This window comes from Pseudomonas sp. S5F11 (assembly GCF_019641515.1).
Classification (GTDB): domain Bacteria; phylum Pseudomonadota; class Gammaproteobacteria; order Pseudomonadales; family Pseudomonadaceae; genus Aquipseudomonas; species Aquipseudomonas rhodesiae.
In genome coordinates this window covers 177,920-197,285 of sequence record NZ_JAIFJZ010000001.1, presented here as the reverse complement: position 1 = coordinate 197,285, position 19,366 = coordinate 177,920, and the positions used below count along the sequence as shown (strand labels likewise).

Below are 19,366 nucleotides of genomic sequence, written 5' to 3'. Positions count from 1 at the left end.
CCGAATTTGCCCCGCTGACCCTGCAAACCCCTGCCGAGCACCCCTTTGCGCAGTTCGTACGCATCCTGGGCAAAGGCAAGCGCGGTGCGCGCAACCTCACCCGTGAAGAAGCCCGCGAGGCGATGGGCATGTTGCTCGACGAAAAAGTCGAGGACACCCAACTCGGCGCATTTCTGATGCTGCTGCGGCATAAGGAGGAAAGCCCGGAAGAGCTCGCCGGCTTTACCGAGGCGGTACGCGAGCGTCTCAACGCCCCGGCGCTGAACGTCGATATCGACTGGCCCAGCTATGCCGGTAAAAAGCGCCACCTGCCGTGGTTCCTGCTGGCCGCCAAGTGCCTGGCACAAAATGGCGTGCGTATCCTGATGCACGGCGGCGGCGCGCACACCGCCGGGCGCCTGTACACCGAGCAATTACTGCACGGCTTGCAGATTCCGCTGTGCCGCGACTGGCAGCAGGTGGAGGCCGCGTTTGCCCAAGGCAACCTGGCGTTTATTCCGCTGGGCGATTGGGCGCCGCAGCTGCAGCGCATGATCGACCTGCGCAACACCCTGGGCCTGCGCTCGCCGATCCACTCCCTGGCGCGCCTGCTCAACCCGCTGAACGCTCGGTGCGGCTTGCAAAGCATTTTCCACCCCGGTTACCAAGGCGTGCACCGCGATGCCAGCGGCCTGCTCGGCGACACGGTGATCGTGGTCAAGGGCGATGGCGGCGAGATCGAAATCAACCCCGATACCCTCAGCCACCTCTACGGCACCACCGGCGGCCAGAGCTGGGACGAAGAATGGCCCGCCCTCTCCGTCCAACGCCACGTCAAACCGGCAACCCTGGAGCCTGAACACCTCAAAGCCGTATGGCGCGGCGATGTCGAGGACAGCTATCCGCAACTGGCGCTGATCGCCACCATGGCACTGGCGCTGCGCGGCCTTGGGCACCCCCGCGAACAGGCGTTTGCGATGGCGGAGGATTACTGGCAAACGCGGGATAGATCGATTTAATCGATAAGTGACCCGCAGTCTTTGCGCTTTTAAATCGAACCCTGATCTTTAGACTGGGCTCCAACGCTTATTAGTCGAGGAGCCAGTCATGGGTTTGCTGATCGAAGGACACTGGAAAGACCAGTGGTACGAAAGTAGCGCGGATGGCGCTTTCCAGCGCGAACAGGCGCAACGCCGCAACTGGGTCACCGCCGACGGCCAGCCTGGCCCCAGTGGCGAGGGCGGCTTCAAGGCCGAAGCCGGGCGCTATCACCTCTACGTTTCCCTGGCCTGCCCGTGGGCACATCGCACGTTGATCCTGCGCAAGCTCAAGGGCCTGGAAAGCCTGATCGACGTGTCGGTGGTCAGCTGGCTGATGCTGGAAAACGGCTGGACCTTCGATAAGGCCACAGGCTCAACTGGTGATCGACTCGACGACTTTGCCTACATGCACCAACGCTACACCGCCGACACGTCCGACTACACTGGACGCGTTACCGTACCGGTGCTGTGGGACAAGCAACTCCAGCGCATTGTCAGCAACGAATCGGCGGAGATCATCCGCATGTTCAATAGCGCATTTAACAGTCTGACCGGCAACACCCTGGACTTTTACCCCGAACCGTTGCGCCCCACCATCGACGCACTGAACGCGCGGATCTACCCGGCGGTCAACAACGGCGTATATCGCGCGGGCTTCGCCACCTCGCAGCAAGCCTATGAAAGTGCTTTCGACGACGTATTTACAGAGCTGGATCACTTGGAACAGCACCTGGGCGAGCATCGCTACCTGGCCGGGGAATACCTGACCGAAGCCGATGTGCGGCTGTTCACTACGCTGATTCGTTTTGATGCGGTGTATTACAGCCACTTCAAATGCAATCTGCGGCGCATTGCCGATTACGCGAACCTGTCCAATTGGCTGAGGGAAATGTATCAGTGGCCTGGCGTGGCCGAGACGGTGGACTTCGAACACATCAAAGGGCACTACTACGCCAGCCACCGCACCATCAACCCCACGGGGATTGTGCCGAAAGGACCATTGCAGACGTTCGATACCGTGCACGATCGGCAGCGGTTGAGCGGAAAAGGAGTGTGGAGCTGATCCAACAGCCTGGCTGACTGCCAGGCCGCATCGGGGGCAAGCCCCCTTCCAAAGGGTGGTGGCGCTTTAGTTTCAGACTTGAGACTGGGCGCCTTCGAACCACTTCAATTTCTCACGCAATAACACCACTTCACCGACAATCACCAGGGTTGGGGCATGCACTTCATGCTCGGCCACCATGCGCGGCAAATCCGCCAGGGTGCCGGTGAACACGCGCTGGTTGGACGTGGTGCCCTGCTGGATCAGCGCGGCCGGGGTATCCGGGGCGCGACCATGCTGAATCAGCTGTTCGCAGATGATCGGCAAACCAATCAAGCCCATATAGAACACCAGGGTCTGCGAAGGCCCGACCAGATCTTGCCAGGGTAGGTCCGAAGTACCGTCTTTCAAATGCCCCGTGATAAAACGCACGGACTGTGCATAGTCACGATGGGTCAACGGGATACCGGCATACGCCGCACACCCGCTGGCTGCGGTAATACCCGGCACGACCTGGAACGGAATGCCATGAGCGGCCAGTTCCTCGATTTCTTCGCCCCCACGACCAAAGATGAATGGATCGCCACCTTTAAGGCGCAGCACGCGCTTACCCTGCTTGGCCAGGTTCACCAGTTGCTGGTTGATCTGGTCCTGGGGCACCGCATGTTCGGCGCGACGCTTGCCGACATACACACGCTCGGCATCGCGGCGGCACAACTCCAGAATCGCCGGAGCGACCAGACGGTCATACAGCACCACGTCGGCCTGCTGCATCAGGCGCAGCGCGCGGAATGTGAGCAAATCGGGGTCACCCGGACCCGCACCCACCAGGTAAACCTCACCCGGCGCGTGAGGCGGCGCTCCGTTGACCTTCGCCACCAACAGGCGCTCGGCCTCATCGCCCTGCCCCGCCAGTTGTCGGTCAGCAATCGGGCCTTGAAATACCTCTTCCCAGAATGCGCGACGTTGCTGCACATCCGGATACAGGCTTTTGACCTGGGCCCTGAACCGCGCGGCCAACCCGGCCAACTGGCCATAGGTAGACGGAATCCAGGTTTCCAGCTTGGCCCGGATCAAGCGCGCCAGCACCGGCGCGTCGCCGCCGCTGGACACCGCGATCACCAGCGGCGAACGGTCGACGATGGCAGGGAAAATCACGCTGCATAAGGCCGGCGCATCCACCACGTTGACCGGCACGCACCGACGCTTGGCATCGCTGGACACTTGCGCATTCAGCGGCTCATCGTCCGTCGCGGCGATGATCAGGGTACAGCCGTCCAGGTCCGCCTCCTGATAACCGCGCAAAATCAGCTCCCCGCCGCTGCCCCGTACCAACTCACGCAACTGGTCTTCGATCTGAGGCGCAACCACTCGCAGCACGGCACCGGCGTCCGCCAGCAACCGGGATTTGCGCAAGGCAATCTCCCCGCCCCCGACCACCAGCACGCGGCTGCCGCGCAGGTTATGAAACAGCGGCAGAAATTCCATTTAGCGAATGACCTCAACGCCCGCCATGTACGGCTTGAGCACCTCTGGTACACGGATCGAACCGTCGGCTTGCTGGTAGTTTTCCAGTACGGCCACCAGCGTACGGCCTACAGCCAGGCCCGAACCGTTGAGGGTGTGCACCAGTTCCGGCTTGCCGGTCTCCGGGTTACGGAAACGCGCCTGCATGCGACGGGCCTGGAAATCACCGCAGTTGGAGCACGAGGAAATCTCGCGGTACTTGTCCTGGCTGGGCACCCACACTTCGAGGTCGTAGGTTTTTACCGCGCTGAAGCCCATGTCGCCAGTGCACAGCGCCAGTACGCGATACGGCAGCTCCAGCAGTTGCAGGACGCGCTCGGCGTTGGCGGTCAGGCCTTCCAGGGCTTCCATCGACGTGGACGGCTCGACCACCTGCACCATCTCGACTTTGTCGAACTGGTGCTGGCGGATCATGCCGCGGGTGTCGCGGCCCGATGCGCCGGCTTCGCTACGGAAGCACGGCGTGTGGGCGACGAATTTGATCGGCAGTTGCTTGGCGTCGAGAATCTCGCCGGCGACGATATTGGTCAGCGACACTTCAGCGGTCGGAATCAGATAGAAATCGGCCTCGCCGTCGCGGCTGATCTTGAACAGCTCTTCCTCGAACTTCGGCAGCTGGCCGGTGCCCTGCAGCGCTGGCGCCTGAACCAGGTAAGGCGTGTAGGCTTCTTCGTAGCCGTGCTCACCGGTGTGCAGATTGATCATGAACTGCGCCAGGGCGCGATGCAGGCGCGCGATCGGGCCACGCAGCAAGGCAAAGCGCGCGCCGGACAGCTTGGCGGCGGTCTCGAAATCCAGGCCACCGCTCAATTCGCCCAGGGCGACGTGGTCTTTGATCGGGAAATCAAAGGCTTTCGGCGTGCCCCAGCGGCGCACTTCGACGTTGCCGTCTTCGTCTTCGCCGACAGGTACGGAGGCGTCCGGCAGGTTGGGGATGCCCAGCAGGATCTGATCCAGCTCGGACTGAATCTTGTCCAGTTCGGCCTTGCCGTCGGACAGCTCGGTGCCCATGCGCTCGACGTCCGCCATCAACGGCGCGATGTCTTCACCGCGCTGCTTGGCCTGACCGATGGATTTGGAACGCGCATTCCGCTCAGCCTGCAGTGCTTCGGTGCGGGTCTGGACGGTCTTGCGCTGTTCTTCCAGCGCTTCGATGCGCGCGACATCCAGGGCAAAGCCACGGGAAGCCAGGCGGTCCGCTACGTCCTGAAGGTTGCTACGTAACAGTTTGGAATCGAGCATGTCGGTCTCTCGTTTATCAAAGTTTGGTCAGGGACAGGCCAGCCCAGGTGGCGAGCAGCCCGCCGAACACGCTGATGCCCAGGTACCCGAAGGCGACAAGGGCCTGCCCGCTTTCCAGCAAGCGCAGCGTATCCAGTGAAAAGGATGAAAAGGTCGTCAGACCACCTACAAAGCCGACAATCAAGCCAGCACGGATCTCAATCGGCACTTCCGGGCGCAACAGGAACCAGCCGTAAAACAGCCCGATAATCAAACAGCCCACCAGGTTGACCGCCAAGGTCGCCGCATAAAAATGCTTCGGCCAATTGGCGCTGACCCAGGTGCCGGTGGCGAAACGCAATAATGTACCAGCGATGCCGGCCATGGACACGGCAAGAATTGTCTTGAGCACTACTTTCTCCGCTGTTTGGGGCTGAGGCGATCGAGTTGCGCGAGGTGGTTGAGCTTTTCGCCGATCTTCAGCTCCAGGCCGCGCGGCACTGGCTGGTAGAACGGCTGGGGCTCCAGGGCATCGGGAAAGTAGTCTTCGCCGGCAGCGTAGGCGTCCGGCTCATCGTGGGCATAACGGTATTCGTCACCGTAGCCCAGTTGTTTCATCAGCTTGGTCGGCGCATTGCGCAGGTGCAGCGGCACTTCCAGGGAGCCGTACTCGGCGGCCGCGCGCAGGGCGGACTTGAAGCCCATATACACCGCATTGCTTTTTGGCGCGCAGGCCAGGTAGGTGATGGCCTGGGCCACCGCCAACTCGCCTTCCGGGCTGCCAAGGCGCTCCTGCACATCCCAGGCCGCCAGGCACAGGCTCAAAGCCCGCGGGTCGGCGTTGCCGATGTCTTCGCTGGCCATGCGTACCACGCGGCGGGCCAGGTACAGGGGGTCGCAGCCACCGTCGATCATGCGCGCGAACCAATACAACGCACCGTCCGGGTTGGAGCCGCGCACGGATTTGTGCAACGCCGAAATCTGGTCGTAAAACGCTTCGCCGCCCTTGTCGAAACGCCGGCGTGTGTCACCGAGCAGGCTTTGCAACAAGTCGACACCGATTTCGCTGCCGTCTTCGGCCAGGTCCGAGGCGTTTTCCAGCAGATTGAGAAAGCGGCGGCCGTCGCCGTCTGCGGCCGTGAGCAAAATCTTGAAGGCTTCGTCGCCCACGCTCAGCCGACGCTTGCCCAGCCCCTTGTCTTCGCTCAAGGCGCGATGCAGTAGCTTTTGCATCGCCGCTTCATCGAGGCTTTTGAGCACGTAGACTCGCGCCCGCGACAGCAACGCGTTGTTAAGCTCAAACGACGGGTTTTCGGTGGTGGCACCGATAAAAATCAGCGTGCCGTCTTCGACATACGGCAAAAACGCATCTTGCTGCGACTTGTTGAAGCGGTGCACTTCATCGACGAACAAAATGGTGCGCTTGCCATACTGACCGGCCTGCTGCTTGGCCACTTCAACGGCCTGGCGGATTTCCTTCACCCCGGCGAGCACCGCCGAGACCGTTTCGAAATGCGCATCCGAGACCTTCGCCAACAGGCGCGCCAGGGTGGTCTTGCCCACGCCTGGCGGCCCCCAGAAGATCATCGAGTGCAGCGCCCCCTGCTCCAGGGCTTCGCGCAGGGGCTTGCCGCGAGCGAGCAGGTGTTCTTGACCGACGTACTCATCCAGGTTGGTCGAACGCAAGCGCGCGGCCAAGGGCTGGGCAATCGGGTCACTTCGAAACAAATCCATGGGCAGCGTTTGAAACCTCGGGGCAGATTATTCCTGAATCACGTCGGCACCCTTGGGGATGTCGAACTTGAACTTGGACGCCGGCACCGGCTCGTTGGCCTTGACCCCGGAGAACAGGATATCGGTGCGCTGACCGACGCTGTCGATCAGGCGCATGTTATTGATCACGCCATTGCCGAACGACAGGGACAGCGTGTCAAACAGCGTGTCCTTAGACTTGGGCTTGAGGGTGAACTCGATTACGTTGCTGGTTTGCTTGGAGGTGATGTCGAAGCTGTCGCTGATTTTCGACACATCCCCCGACAACAGCAGCGCGGGAGTCTGGTTCAGGCGCGGGTCGAGCTTCTTGATGGTCGCTTGCTCCAAGTCCGGGTCCCACAACGTGACTTTCTGGCCATCGGACACGATGGTCTGCTCGGCCTTGCCCTCGGTGTGCCAGTAGAACAGCCCTGGGCGCTGCACCGCCATTTCCCCCGCGGTTTCCTGCAGATGAGTGCCGCCGGCATCCAGGGTCAGTTGCGAAAAGCGCGCGGTCAGGGTCTTGGATTTGTCCAGCAGGTTGGTCAGGCTTTTGACGGAGGCCGGGTCGGCGTGGGCCGAAACAGCGGTCAGGGCCAGGGCCGGCAACAACAGCATGCGGATAAGACGCATGGGAATCCTCATTGAGTAAGCAGGGCACGCCGCATGCTGCCATGCGGCGCGAGGTCAGTCGCGCATTTGCCCGGGGGCAATGACTTCGCGCGAGCCGTTGGTGTTCATTGCGGTCACCACGCCGGCCATTTCCATGGCTTCGATCATGCGGGCGGCACGGTTGTAGCCGATCTTCAGCTTACGCTGCACCGCGGAGATCGAAGCACGACGGCTCTCCAGCACAAAGGCCACGGCTTCGTCGTACAGCGCATCGGTTTCGGCATCGTCGTCACCACCCCCGCCGCCGTTCTCGAAGCCGCTGCCGGCCTCTTCCACGCCGTTGAGGATGTCGTCGTTGTACTCGGGGGCGCCACGCAGCTTCCAGGCTTCCACCACGCGGTGAACTTCATCATCGGAAACGAACGCACCGTGAACACGGATCGGCAGGCTGGTGCCCGGCGGCATGTAGAGCATGTCACCGTGGCCCAGCAACTGTTCGGCACCGCCCTGGTCGATGATGGTCCGCGAGTCGATCTTGCTCGACACCTGGAACGCCATGCGGGTCGGGATGTTGGCCTTGATCAGACCGGTGATCACGTCCACCGATGGACGCTGGGTCGCGAGGATCAGGTGAATACCGGCCGCACGAGCTTTCTGGGCGATACGCGCGATCAGTTCTTCGACCTTCTTGCCGACGATCATCATCATGTCGGCGAATTCGTCCACCACTACGACAATGGTCGGCAGCTTGGTCAGTATCGGCGCTTCGTCGTGGATGTTCTCGCGTTTGTACAGCGGGTCCGGAATGGTCTCGCCGCGCTCCTGGGCTTCCTTGATCTTGGCATTGAAGCCCGAAAGATTACGCACGCCCATCTTCGCCATCAATTTGTAGCGGCGCTCCATCTCGGCCACGCTCCAGCGCAGGGCGTTGGCGGCGTCCTTCATGTCGGTGACCACGGGACACAACAGGTGCGGAATGCCTTCGTAGATCGACAGTTCGAGCATCTTCGGGTCGATCATGATCAGCTTGGCGTCTTCCGGGCCGGACTTAAACAGAATCGACAGGATCATGGCGTTCACGCCCACCGACTTACCGGAACCGGTGGTACCGGCCACCAGCAAGTGGGGCATTTTCGCCAGGTCGGTGATCACCGGCTTGCCGCCGATGTCATGGCCCAGAGCCAGGGTGACCGGCGATTTGAAGTTGTCGTACTCGGGAGTCGACAGCACTTCGGAGAAGCGCACGATCTGGCGGTCTTCGTTGGGAATTTCGATACCCACGGTGGTTTTACCGGGGATCACTTCCACCACGCGCACGCTGGTTACTGCCAGGGAGCGCGCCAAGTCTTTCGCCAGGTTAGAGATGCGGCTGACTTTGACGCCAGCAGCTGGCTGGATTTCGTAACGGGTGATCACGGGGCCGGGGTGAATGGAGTCCACCGACACTTCGACGCCGAATTCCTTGAGTTTGATTTCCAACAGATGGCCAACGGCCGCCAGGGACTCAGGGGAATAGTTGAGTTGTTTCTTTTCGGCGGGGTCGAGGATCGAGATAGGTGGCAAGGTGCCTTCGACCGCGCTGTCGATAAACAACGGGGCCTGCTTCTCTTTCTGTACGCGATGACTCGGCTCCGGAGCCTTGGGCGGTGCCGGGGCGATCACCGGTGGCACCTGCTTCTCGCGATCCGACATATGCTTGCTCAGGGCCTGCTCGCGCTCGATCAGGCGTTCCTTGACCTTAGCCTGCTCACGCCGATCCGGCGTGCTCGGCGCGACCACCTCGTTGACACGGGTATCCACCTCGCGCAGTTGGGCCACCATGCGCTTGCGCTCCACCCGGGCGGCCCACCAGCGGTTGGCGGCGCCCTGGAACAGTTCAAGCAGATCGAGGGTGATCTTGCCGGTCACGTCCATCACCTTGAACCATGACAGGTCGGTGAACACTGTAAGGCCGAACAGGAACAGCGCGATAAACATCAAGGTGCTGCCCTGGATATTCAGGGTCTTGCGCGCCAGGTCGCCGAGGCTTTCGCCCAGCGCACCGCCCGCGCCTGCTGGCAGGCCGGTAGGCGCATGGAAATGGATATGGGCCAGAGCCGCGCCGGACAACACCAGAAACACCAGGCCGATCAAACGCCACGAGAACAGCCAGCCGCTCCACTGCCAAGGCTCATGGCGCTGGCGGAAGATCTGCCAGGTCTTGATCGCCAGCAGCAGGGGGAAGATATAGGCAAAGTAACCCAGCACCATGAACAGAATATCGGCGCTGTAGGAGCCCACGGGCCCGCCGAAGTTCTGCACGTCATCGATCTTGCTGTTGTGGCTCCAGCCCGGATCGTCCTTGCCATAGGTGAGCAAGGCCATCATCAGGAACAGGCACAGAGCGCCGATCGCGATAAGCGCACCTTCCTTGAGACGATAATGCAGGTGCTGACGCCAGGCCGGCACGACTGTTTTAGGTGTCGCGGTGGATTTCTTCAAAACGGGTCTTTTCCTGCGCCTTTTAGCGCGTCCATCTGTTGAATGACTGCAAAATACTGCCGGATCCGGGCAGCTGAAAAATGAACGAACGGGTAGAAACTACTTTTAACACTGCCGATTGCCAGGCGAAACGGCGATACCGCCACAATGGCCGCATTGTACGGATTTGTGCCCGCGACGCCACGCCATTGCCTCCTACCCGACAGCCCGCCCAATTAATGTATGACAGCATGTTCAATTTGAGCATGCATTGTCTTTGCTGACAAAGGCTTATGCGCGATTTTTACCAATCCAAGCAAGCTTGGCAAATGGCCTGCATGCGCCTGACCCGATTACGACCACACCCATGACACAGAGTTGCAGAGGCACCTGCGCCGGCCATTCCACCCTGACAACCGATTCGAGCTGGCCCCACAGCGTTGGGTCGACAATAATCAGCTTGTCCGAGGCAGGCGCCAAGCCCGTCACTCCCCTCCCCTTCCGCAAACCTGGATGCCCATGCTGACCTGGCTACAACGCGACTCACTGACCTTCCCGCCGCTGACCAAGGCCATGCGCGAGCCCAATGGCCTGCTCGCCGCCGGTGGCGACCTATCGGCCGAGCGCCTGGTTGAAGCCTATCGTCATGGCTGTTTCCCGTGGTTCTCCGAGGGCCAGCCCATTTTGTGGTGGTCACCGGACCCGCGTACTGTGATATTCCCCGATGAGCTGCACGTATCCCGCAGTCTTGCCAAACTGTTGCGCCAGCAGCGCTATACCGTGACCTTCGACCAGGACTTCGCCGCCGTCATCCAAGCGTGCGCCGCACCACGAGCTTACGCCGACAGCACCTGGATCACCGAAGGCATCCAGCGTGCCTATGTGGAACTGCACAAACGTGGCTATGCCCACTCGGTGGAGGTGTGGGACGGCGACACCCTGGTCGGCGGCCTATACGGGCTAGCAATGGGCCAGCTGTTCTTTGGCGAATCCATGTTCAGCCGCGCCGATAACGCCTCGAAATTCGGTTTCGCCACCCTCACCCGCCAGTTGCAGGCTTGGGGGTACGTGCTGATCGACTGCCAGATGCCCAACGACCATTTGCACAGCTTGGGCGCCCGCGCCATCCCGCGCCATGAGTTCGCGGGCTTTCTGCGTGAGCACTTGGACCGACCCAACACCGGACCCTGGGTTTATTAAGCGGCTTGCGCCGACCTGGCTTACACTTATTTCAAAGCTTATTTCGAGGGTTGATCATGACCGAGCTGGCGCGCTTGAAGTTTTATGCCACTCAAGCTCACTCTTGCAGCTATCTGCCCGACGAGCAGGCTACTACGCTGTTCCTCGATCCCAGCCAGCCCATGGACGTGCATGTGTACGCCGACTTATCGGAAATGGGCTTTCGACGCAGCGGCGACCATCTGTACCGGCCTCACTGCCAGAACTGCAATGCCTGCGTCCCGGCCCGCATCCCGGTTGCGCAATTCACGCCGGACCGCAATCAAAAGCGCATCCTCAAGCGCAACGCCGATCTGACGGTAACCTCATCCAAGCCACGCTTCACCGAAGAGTATTTCGATCTTTACCAGCGCTACATCGAACAGCGCCACGCCGACGGCGATATGTTCCCGCCCAGTCGCGACCAGTTTTCGACCTTTCTGGTGCGCGATCTGCCGTTCTCGCGATTCTATGAGTTTCGTGCACACGGGCAACTGATGGCAGTGGCGGTGACCGATCTGCTGCCTAACGGCTTGTCGGCGGTGTACACCTTCTACGAGCCGGGCGAGGAACGGCGCAGCCTGGGACGGTTTGCGATCCTCTGGCAGATTGGCGAAGCACTGCGCTTGGAACTGGAGGCGGTGTACCTCGGCTACTGGATCAAAAACTGCAAAAAGATGAACTACAAGACCCAATATCGGCCCATTGAGCTACTGATTAATCAAAGATGGGTCACGCTTAACTAGAACCCCTTGGCTTAAACACCCTTTTTCGGGCACAATGCACGCCGCTTTTGCCTGGCGCAGTTGCACCGGGCCATTCACTGGATACCGAGGGCTTTACTGCATGTCGAAAGAAGACAGCTTCGAAATGGAAGGCACTGTCGTCGACACCCTGCCCAACACCATGTTTCGTGTGGAGTTGGAAAATGGGCACGTCGTAACCGCGCATATCTCCGGCAAGATGCGCAAGAACTACATTCGTATTCTTACCGGTGACAAAGTGCGCGTCGAGCTGACGCCCTATGACTTGAGCAAAGGGCGCATCACTTACCGCGCTCGCTAAGCAAGTCAATACAAAACGCCCGGTTATGCCGGGCGTTTTTGTGTGCCCGGGATTTTGCTGACACCTCCCACACTGGAATTAATTGCTCTTGCAATTACTTTTCCAGACAGCAAAAAGGCGCCTTTCGGCGCCTCTTGCATGGTTACGGAACGATCAGGCCATTTCCGCAGTGGTTTCGAAGTCGAAGGTCAACTCGCCGTCCTTCAGATCGATATGCACCACGCCGCCGTGGTCCGCCAACTCGCCGAACAGGATCTCTTCGGCCAGCGGCCGCTTGATCTTGTCCTGGATCAGGCGCGCCATCGGACGAGCGCCCATTGCCGCGTCGTAACCACCCTCTGCCAGCCAGCTGCGTGCGGCGTCCGTTACCTCCAACTGCACGCGCTTGTCTTCCAACTGCGCCTGAAGCTCGGTAAGGAACTTGTCCACCACGCTCTTGATAACCTCTTGGCTGAGGCGACCAAACTGGATAATGGTGTCCAAACGGTTGCGGAACTCCGGCGTAAAGCTCTTCTTGATCACTTCCATCGCATCGGAAGAGTGATCCTGATGACTGAAGCCAATCGAGGCCCGCGCAGCCGTTTCGGCACCGGCGTTGGTGGTCATGATCACGATCACATTGCGGAAATCCGCCTTGCGCCCGTTGTTATCGGTGAGGGTCCCGTGGTCCATAACCTGCAGCAGCAGGTTGAAGACTTCCGGGTGAGCCTTCTCGATTTCATCGAGCAACAATACGCAGTGAGGCTGCTTGGTGATCGCCTCGGTCAGCAGACCGCCCTGATCGAAGCCGACATAGCCTGGAGGCGCACCGATCAAACGCGACACGGTATGCCGCTCCATGTACTCGGACATGTCGAAGCGCACCAACTCGATCCCCATGGCCTTGGCCAACTGCCGCGCCGCCTCGGTCTTACCAACGCCGGTAGGACCAGCGAACAGGAACGAACCGACAGGCTTGTCCGGCGACTTGAGGCCCGCACGCGACAACTTGATCGCGGTGGACAACGAGTCGATGGCCGCATCCTGGCCGAACACGGTCAGCTTGAGATCACGCTCCAGGTTACGCAGCAGCTCTTTGTCGGAGCTGGTGACGTGCTTCGGCGGAATCCGCGCAATCTTGGCCACGATATCTTCAACCTGCGGCACGTCGATGCGCTTGACACGCTTCTCGACCGGCTGGAGACGCTGGTAAGCGCCCGCCTCATCAATCACATCGATCGCCTTATCCGGCATGTGTCGATCATTGATGTAGCGCGATGCCAGCTCCGCAGCAGAACGCAGCGCCTCGTCGGTGTACTCGATGCCATGGTGCGATTCGAAACGCCCTTTCAGCCCGCGCAGGATGCCGATGGTGTCTTCCACCGACGGCTCGGACACATCGACCTTCTGGAAGCGGCGCGCCAAGGCGCGGTCTTTTTCGAAGATTCCGCGAAATTCCTGGAACGTGGTCGAACCGATGCAGCGGATATCACCTGACGACAGCAACGGCTTGAGTAAATTGGAAGCATCCATGACCCCGCCGGAAGCCGCACCGGCTCCGATGATGGTGTGGATTTCGTCAATAAACAGAATCGCCTGGGGACGTTTTTTCAGCTCGCCCAGCAATGCCTTGAAGCGCTTCTCAAAGTCGCCGCGGTATTTGGTACCGGCAAGCAACGCACCCAAGTCGAGTGAGTACACAACACTATTGGCCAGCAGATCCGGCACTTGGTTGTCGACAATACGCTTGGCCAGACCTTCGGCTATCGCAGTCTTGCCCACACCTGCCTCGCCGACCAGCAAGGGGTTGTTCTTGCGACGGCGCGCGAGGATCTGCGCTACCCGCTCGACCTCAAGCTCACGCCCCACCAGCGGATCGATCCGCCCCTGGCGCGCCAGTTCGTTGAGGTTGCTGGCATAGGCATCCAGTGGATTGCCCGAAGAAGAAGACTCACCGCCCTCGTCGTCCTGCATATCCTGCTCACCCTCGGAATGATCGCCGTGCCCTGGCACTTTGGAGATACCGTGGGCGATGTAGTTGACGACATCAATACGGGCAACGCTCTGCTGCTTGAGCAGAAACACAGCCTGACTTTCCTGTTCGCTGAAGATCGCCACGAGCACATTGGCCCCTGTGACTTCGCGCTTACCGGAGCTCTGTACGTGGAACACAGCACGCTGCAATACCCGCTGAAAGCCCAGGGTAGGCTGGGTTTCACGGTCCTCGTCATGCACGGGGATCAGTGGCGTGGTGGAGTCGATAAACTCCTGCAGATCATGCTTGAGCTTATCGAGATTGGCGCCGCACGCACGCAGAACGGTGGCGGCAGCTTCGTTATCCAAAAGTGCCAGCAGCAGGTGCTCGACGGTCATGAATTCATGACGCTTCGAGCGAGCCTCCTTGAAGGCAAGATTGAGGGTGACTTCGAGCTCGCGGTTTAACATAGCTTCACCTCATACCCAAGTGGTCGGCGTTAACCGTCCTTCTCGATTTCACAGAGTAGCGGATGCTGGCTTTCCCTGGCGTACTGGTTGACCTGCATGGCCTTTGTCTCGGCGATGTCGCGGGTAAACACTCCACATACTGCCCGTCCTTCTGTATGAACGGCCAGCATTACCTTGGTCGCCAACTCGCGGTTCAGGTTAAAAAACACCTCGAGCACTTCGACCACGAAATCCATCGGTGTGTAGTCATCGTTGAACAAAACCACCTTGTACATCGGCGGCGCCTGTAAGGCAGGCTTGGCCTCCTGAACAGCAATGCCTGCAGAACCGTCGTCATCGTGTTCGTGATCCGGTCGATCCTGATTGAATGTTAGTCGAATCTGGCTGATTGCATGCATGGAAAGAAAGGTTCGTCAGTTGTTCAATACAGTGGTGGGGGCAACCTGTCAGAATTTCAACGCTGAGCGATTGGTCGCCTTGACTATCGGCAAATCGGTGTTACAACCAATAGAACCCACAGTGGGTAAAAAAGGTCCGCGCAGTCAACCTTATTTATTCGGGTTAGGACGGATAAACTGGATGATACTCCAGTGATGGAGTCTGGTGCAGAAGGAAATGGGTTATGTCTGGCGTCAAGATCAAAGGCAAGGTCAAGTGGTTCAATAATGCCAAGGGATATGGCTTTATTAATGAAGAAGGTAAAAGCGAGGACCTTTTTGCGCACTATTCAGCGATCACCATGGACGGCTACAAGACGCTGAAAGCAGGCCAAAGCGTGGAGTTCGAGATCATTCAGGGGCCAAAGGGACTGCATGCCGTCGCAATTTGTGCGGCCTGCGCGGCAGCGCCTGGGACGGCCCACGACGTTACGCACGAAAAACAGCCCAAAAAAGACCAGCCCTCTAAACAAAATAAGCAACTGGCCTGATCACATTTGGGTAAATAGCCTGCAAAAAAAACGGCCATTCTGGTTCTGCAGAATGGCCGTTTTTTAGCCTGCCTTACATATGCGAAATCAACGCATCACCAAAGCCTGACGACGACACCAGCTTCGCGCCCTCCATCAGGCGCTCGAAATCATAGGTCACGGTCTTGGCCGAAATCGCCCCGTTGGTGCCCTTGATGATCAAGTCCGCAGCTTCGGTCCAGCCCATATGGCGCAACATCATTTCCGCCGACAGAATCAGCGAACCTGGGTTGACCTGATCTTTGCCCGCATATTTGGGCGCTGTGCCGTGGGTGGCTTCGAACATCGCCACGGTGTCGGACAGGTTGGCGCCTGGCGCGATACCAATCCCACCCACCTCCGCCGCGAGGGCATCGGACAGGTAGTCACCGTTGAGGTTAAGGGTCGCGATCACGTCATATTCGGCTGGGCGCAGCAGTATCTGCTGGAGCATGGCGTCAGCAATCGCATCTTTGACCACCACGTTTTTGCCGGTTTTCGGGTTCTTGAACTGCATCCAAGGACCGCCATCCAACAGAGTCGCGCCAAACTCCTGCGCAGCCACTTCGTAGGCCCATTCTTTGAAGGCACCTTCGGTGAACTTCATAATGTTGCCTTTGTGCACGATGGTCAGCGAGTCACGGTCGTTATCCACGACATATTGCAGGGCTTTACGCGCCAGACGCTGAGTACCTTCCTTGGACACCGGCTTGACGCCAATCCCGCAGTCCTGGTCGAAGCGAATCTTAGTGACGCCCATTTCCTCCTTAAGGAACTTGATCACTTTGATCGCTTCCGGCGAACCGGCTTTCCATTCAATACCGGCGTAAATATCTTCGGAGTTCTCACGGAAGATGGTCATGTCCACGTCGCCAGGCTTTTTCACCGGGCTGGGCACGCCTTCGAACCAACGCACAGGGCGCAGGCACACATACAGATCGAGTTGCTGACGCAGGGCAACGTTCAACGAACGGATACCGCCACCCACCGGGGTAGTCAACGGGCCCTTGATCGACACCACGTAGTCCTTAACTGCATCCAGGGTTTCCTGAGGCAGCCAGGTATCTTGGTCGTAAACCTGTGTCGCTTTCTCGCCGGCATAAACCTCCATCCAGGAAATCTTGCGCTTGCCGCCGTAAGCCTTGGCAACCGCTGCGTCGACGACCTTGATCATCACCGGGCTGATGTCGACGCCAATGCCGTCACCCTCGATGAACGGGATGATCGGGTGGTCAGGAACATTGAGAGAATGGTCTGCGTTGACGGTGATTTTGTCGCCGACTGCCGGAACCTGAATCTTCTTGTATCCCATGCTGAACTCCATCGTTGGATTGAACATCTGGCTGCGTTCGAGCCTACTCCAGATAAATGGCGACCGAAACCTTGCGCCATGCTCATTTGCATCGAAAACAGCATAAATTGTCGCCTACAAGCCTGAAAGCAAAGGGAAAAACGCCAATCTTGAGCACATCGTGAGACTTTAGGCGTAAACCAGTACCTGCGACCTTTAGACCAATGGACGACCCACCTTTTGTATGAAGGCTCAGCGTAAGCATAGCGACCTATGTATAATGCCGCCGCTGACCCAAGAGTCACGCCGGCAGACCGCTCTAGAACCGGGCCCTCCGCCAGAAAGCAGGACTATTACAATAGTCCACCCGCTTGACGCTCGACTGATGCAACCCAACATCACCGCGAAGAAACCTCGATATTTCGCTCATGGATGACTTTGAACGAACGCGCTCCACCCGGCGCATCTCGAGTTTCTGCGCACGCTTTCAGCAAAGAAGAGAGTTAATCCGAATATGCCCACCCGCTCGAAGATCATCTACACCTTCACCGACGAAGCTCCAGCCCTCGCCACCTATTCACTGCTGCCTATCGTAGAGGCCTTCACCGCTTCCGCTGATATTGCCGTGGAAACTCGCGACATTTCCCTCGCCGGGCGCATCCTCGCAAGCTTCCCCGAGCAACTGGGTAACAAGGCCGTACCGGACCACCTCGCCGAACTGGGCGACCTGGCCGTAACCCCTGAAGCCAACATCATCAAACTGCCTAACATCAGCGCCTCGACCCCTCAATTGCAGGCGGCGATCAAAGAATTGCAGGCCCAGGGCTACGCCCTTCCGGACTACCCGGAAACCGTAACCACCGACGCGGAAAAAGAAACCCGTGCCCGTTACGACAAGGTCAAAGGCAGCGCCGTAAACCCGGTACTGCGCGAAGGCAACTCCGACCGCCGCGCGCCGCTGTCGGTCAAGAACTACGCACGCAAGCACCCGCACAAAATGGGCGCCTGGGCGGCAGACTCCAAGTCCCACGTCGCTCACATGAGCAACGGCGACTTCTACGGCAGCGAAAAAGCCGTACAAATCGAAGCCGCTGACACCGTGAAGATCGAGCTGATCGCCAAAGACGGCACCGCCACCGTGCTGAAGGAAAAGACTTCCGTTCAGGCTGGCGAAATCCTCGACAGCGCCGTACTGAGCAAGAACGCCCTGCGTACGTTCATTGCCGCCGAGATCGAAGACGCCAAGCAAAAAGGCGTATTGCTGTCGGTCCACCTCAAAGCCACCATGATGAAGGTCTCCGACCCGATCATGTTCGGCCAGATCGTTGCCGAGTTCTATAAAGACGCCCTGACCAAGCACGCCGCCGTGCTGGAACAGATCGGCTTCAACCTGAACAACGGCATCGGCGACCTGTATGCTCGCATCAAGACCCTGCCGGCCGACCAACAAGCGCAGATCGAAGCCGACATCCAGGCCGTCTACGCCGCTCGCCCTTCCCTGGCGATGGTCAACTCAGACAAGGGCATCACCAACCTGCACGTGCCGAGCGACGTAATTGTCGACGCTTCGATGCCGGCCATGATCCGTGACTCCGGCAAAATGTGGGGCACCGACGGCCAACTGCACGACACCAAGGCTGTGATCCCGGATCGTTGCTACGCCACCATCTACCAAGCCGTCATCGAAGACTGCAAGGCCAATGGCGCGTTCGACCCAACCACCATGGGCAGCGTTCCGAACGTTGGCCTGATGGCCAAGAAAGCCGAAGAGTACGGCTCCCACGACAAGACGTTCCAGATCAAGGCTGACGGCGTGGTCCGCGTCACCGACAGCAAGGGCAACCTGCTGATGGAACAGAGCGTCGAAGCTGGCGACATCTTCCGCATGTGCCAGACCAAAGACGCGCCGATCCAAGACTGGGTCAAGCTCGCCGTCAACCGCGCCCGCGCCAGCAACACCCCGGCCATTTTCTGGCTGGACCCTAAGCGCGCCCACGACGGCGTGGTGGTCGAGAAAGTTCAGGCCTACCTGAAAGACCACAACACCGAAGGTTTGGACATCCGCATCATGTCGCCGGTCGACGCGATGAAGTTCACCCTGGAACGCACACGCAAGGGCCTGGACACCATCTCGGTGACCGGCAACGTCCTGCGTGACTACCTGACCGACCTGTTCCCAATCATGGAACTGGGCACCAGCGCCAAAATGCTGTCCATCGTGCCGCTGATGAACGGCGGCGGCCTGTTCGAAACCGGCGCTGGCGGCTCTGCACCGAAGCACGTACAGCAATTGCTGGAAGAAAACTTCCTGCGCTGGGACTCCCTGGGTGAATTCCTGGCCCTGGCCGCGTCCCTCGAACACCTGGGCGTCACCTACAACAACCCGAAGGCCCTGGTACTATCCAAGACCCTGGACCAGGCCACCGGTCAGTTCCTGGACAACAACAAGTCGCCATCGCGCAAAGTCGGCAACATCGACAACCGCGGCAGCCACTTCTACCTGGCGCTGTACTGGGCCCAGGCCCTGGCCGCTCAGACCGAAGACACGGCATTGCAAGCACAGTTCGGCGAACTGGCCAAAACCCTGGCTGCGAACGAAGCGACCATCGTCGCCGAGCTCAATGCCGTACAGGGCAAGCCAGTGGACATCGGCGGCTACTACGCACCGAACCCTGAGCTGACCAGCAAGGCCATGCGCCCGAGCAACACGTTCAACGCGGCGATTGCCAAGTTGAAGTAAGGTTGTAAAGCAGCATCACAAACCCCGGCCAAGTGTCGGGGTTTGTGTT

General features: G+C 59.4%; 16 protein-coding genes. 7 read left to right on the top strand and 9 right to left on the bottom strand.

Features of this window, described 5'->3' with window-relative positions:
- The first annotated feature begins 14 nt into the window (after positions 1–14).
- Together K1567_RS00855 and K1567_RS00850 are read left to right on the top strand one after the other, a co-directional pair.
- Positions 15–998 carry a glycosyl transferase family protein gene (locus tag K1567_RS00855; RefSeq protein WP_169868746.1) on the top strand — a complete coding sequence of 328 codons (984 nt, stop codon included), beginning with the start codon at positions 15–17 and terminating at the stop codon, positions 996–998.
- 88 nt (positions 999–1,086) lie between these two features.
- Positions 1,087–2,082, top strand: a complete 996-nt coding sequence (locus K1567_RS00850) for a glutathione S-transferase family protein (protein ID WP_220698012.1) — start codon at positions 1,087–1,089, stop codon at positions 2,080–2,082.
- A 72-nt stretch (positions 2,083–2,154) separates the two neighbouring features.
- On the opposite strand, the gene cysG is transcribed toward K1567_RS00850, so the two are convergent.
- From cysG to K1567_RS00820, 6 genes are read right to left on the bottom strand one after another with little or no spacing between them, the layout of a single operon-like run.
- Positions 2,155–3,549, bottom strand: coding sequence for a siroheme synthase CysG (cysG, locus tag K1567_RS00845; RefSeq protein ID WP_034098656.1), 1,395 nt, complete (start codon positions 3,547–3,549; stop codon positions 2,155–2,157).
- The gene (serS, locus tag K1567_RS00840; protein WP_034098658.1) at positions 3,550–4,830 is read right to left on the bottom strand and encodes a serine--tRNA ligase; all 1,281 of its coding nucleotides are present in this window, start codon (positions 4,828–4,830) and stop codon (positions 3,550–3,552) included.
- A 16-nt stretch (positions 4,831–4,846) separates the two neighbouring features.
- A complete protein-coding gene (gene crcB / locus K1567_RS00835) occupies positions 4,847–5,221 on the bottom strand; it encodes a fluoride efflux transporter CrcB (protein ID WP_220698011.1) in 375 nt (124 codons plus the stop codon).
- Entirely contained in the window at positions 5,221–6,543 is a 1,323-nt protein-coding gene (locus K1567_RS00830; RefSeq protein WP_034098663.1) for a replication-associated recombination protein A, read from the bottom strand. Before K1567_RS00830 ends, crcB begins: the two co-directional genes overlap by 1 nt.
- A gap of 27 nt (positions 6,544–6,570) precedes the next feature.
- On the bottom strand, positions 6,571–7,194 hold the full coding sequence (lolA, locus tag K1567_RS00825; protein WP_034098665.1) for an outer membrane lipoprotein chaperone LolA: 624 nt from the start codon (positions 7,192–7,194) through the stop codon (positions 6,571–6,573).
- 54 nt (positions 7,195–7,248) lie between these two features.
- The gene (locus tag K1567_RS00820; protein WP_034114179.1) at positions 7,249–9,654 is read right to left on the bottom strand and encodes a DNA translocase FtsK; all 2,406 of its coding nucleotides are present in this window, start codon (positions 9,652–9,654) and stop codon (positions 7,249–7,251) included.
- Between the two features lie 498 nt (positions 9,655–10,152).
- Here K1567_RS00820 and aat point away from each other — a divergent pair, with 498 nt between their 5' ends.
- The 3 genes from aat to infA all read left to right on the top strand — a co-directional run bounded on the left by aat (position 10,153) and on the right by infA (position 11,916).
- Positions 10,153–10,833: a leucyl/phenylalanyl-tRNA--protein transferase gene (aat, locus tag K1567_RS00815; protein ID WP_034114180.1), complete on the top strand. Its 681-nt coding sequence runs from the start codon at positions 10,153–10,155 to the stop codon at positions 10,831–10,833.
- A gap of 56 nt (positions 10,834–10,889) precedes the next feature.
- The gene (locus K1567_RS00810; RefSeq protein WP_034098670.1) at positions 10,890–11,597 is read left to right on the top strand and encodes an arginyltransferase; all 708 of its coding nucleotides are present in this window, start codon (positions 10,890–10,892) and stop codon (positions 11,595–11,597) included.
- Between the two features lie 100 nt (positions 11,598–11,697).
- Positions 11,698–11,916, top strand: a complete 219-nt coding sequence (gene infA / locus K1567_RS00805; protein WP_002553999.1) for a translation initiation factor IF-1 — start codon at positions 11,698–11,700, stop codon at positions 11,914–11,916.
- A gap of 153 nt (positions 11,917–12,069) precedes the next feature.
- Here infA and clpA read toward each other — a convergent pair whose 3' ends face one another.
- Both clpA and clpS read right to left on the bottom strand, forming a co-directional pair.
- Positions 12,070–14,340 carry an ATP-dependent Clp protease ATP-binding subunit ClpA gene (gene clpA / locus K1567_RS00800; RefSeq protein ID WP_220698010.1) on the bottom strand — a complete coding sequence of 757 codons (2,271 nt, stop codon included), beginning with the start codon at positions 14,338–14,340 and terminating at the stop codon, positions 12,070–12,072.
- A 29-nt stretch (positions 14,341–14,369) separates the two neighbouring features.
- Positions 14,370–14,738, bottom strand: coding sequence for an ATP-dependent Clp protease adapter ClpS (clpS, locus tag K1567_RS00795; RefSeq protein WP_010567912.1), 369 nt, complete (start codon positions 14,736–14,738; stop codon positions 14,370–14,372).
- A gap of 224 nt (positions 14,739–14,962) precedes the next feature.
- On the opposite strand from clpS, the gene cspD reads away from it, so the two are divergent.
- Positions 14,963–15,268, top strand: coding sequence for a cold shock domain-containing protein CspD (cspD, locus tag K1567_RS00790; RefSeq protein ID WP_034098674.1), 306 nt, complete (start codon positions 14,963–14,965; stop codon positions 15,266–15,268).
- Positions 15,269–15,341: 73 nt separating this feature from the next.
- Here the strand turns inward: cspD and icd are convergent, their stop codons facing one another.
- On the bottom strand, positions 15,342–16,598 hold the full coding sequence (icd, locus tag K1567_RS00785) for an NADP-dependent isocitrate dehydrogenase (protein WP_034098676.1): 1,257 nt from the start codon (positions 16,596–16,598) through the stop codon (positions 15,342–15,344).
- A gap of 493 nt (positions 16,599–17,091) precedes the next feature.
- Between icd and K1567_RS00780 the strand changes: the two genes are divergently transcribed.
- Entirely contained in the window at positions 17,092–19,317 is a 2,226-nt protein-coding gene (locus tag K1567_RS00780; RefSeq protein WP_169903546.1) for an NADP-dependent isocitrate dehydrogenase, read from the top strand.
- Positions 19,318–19,366 lie beyond the last annotated feature (49 nt).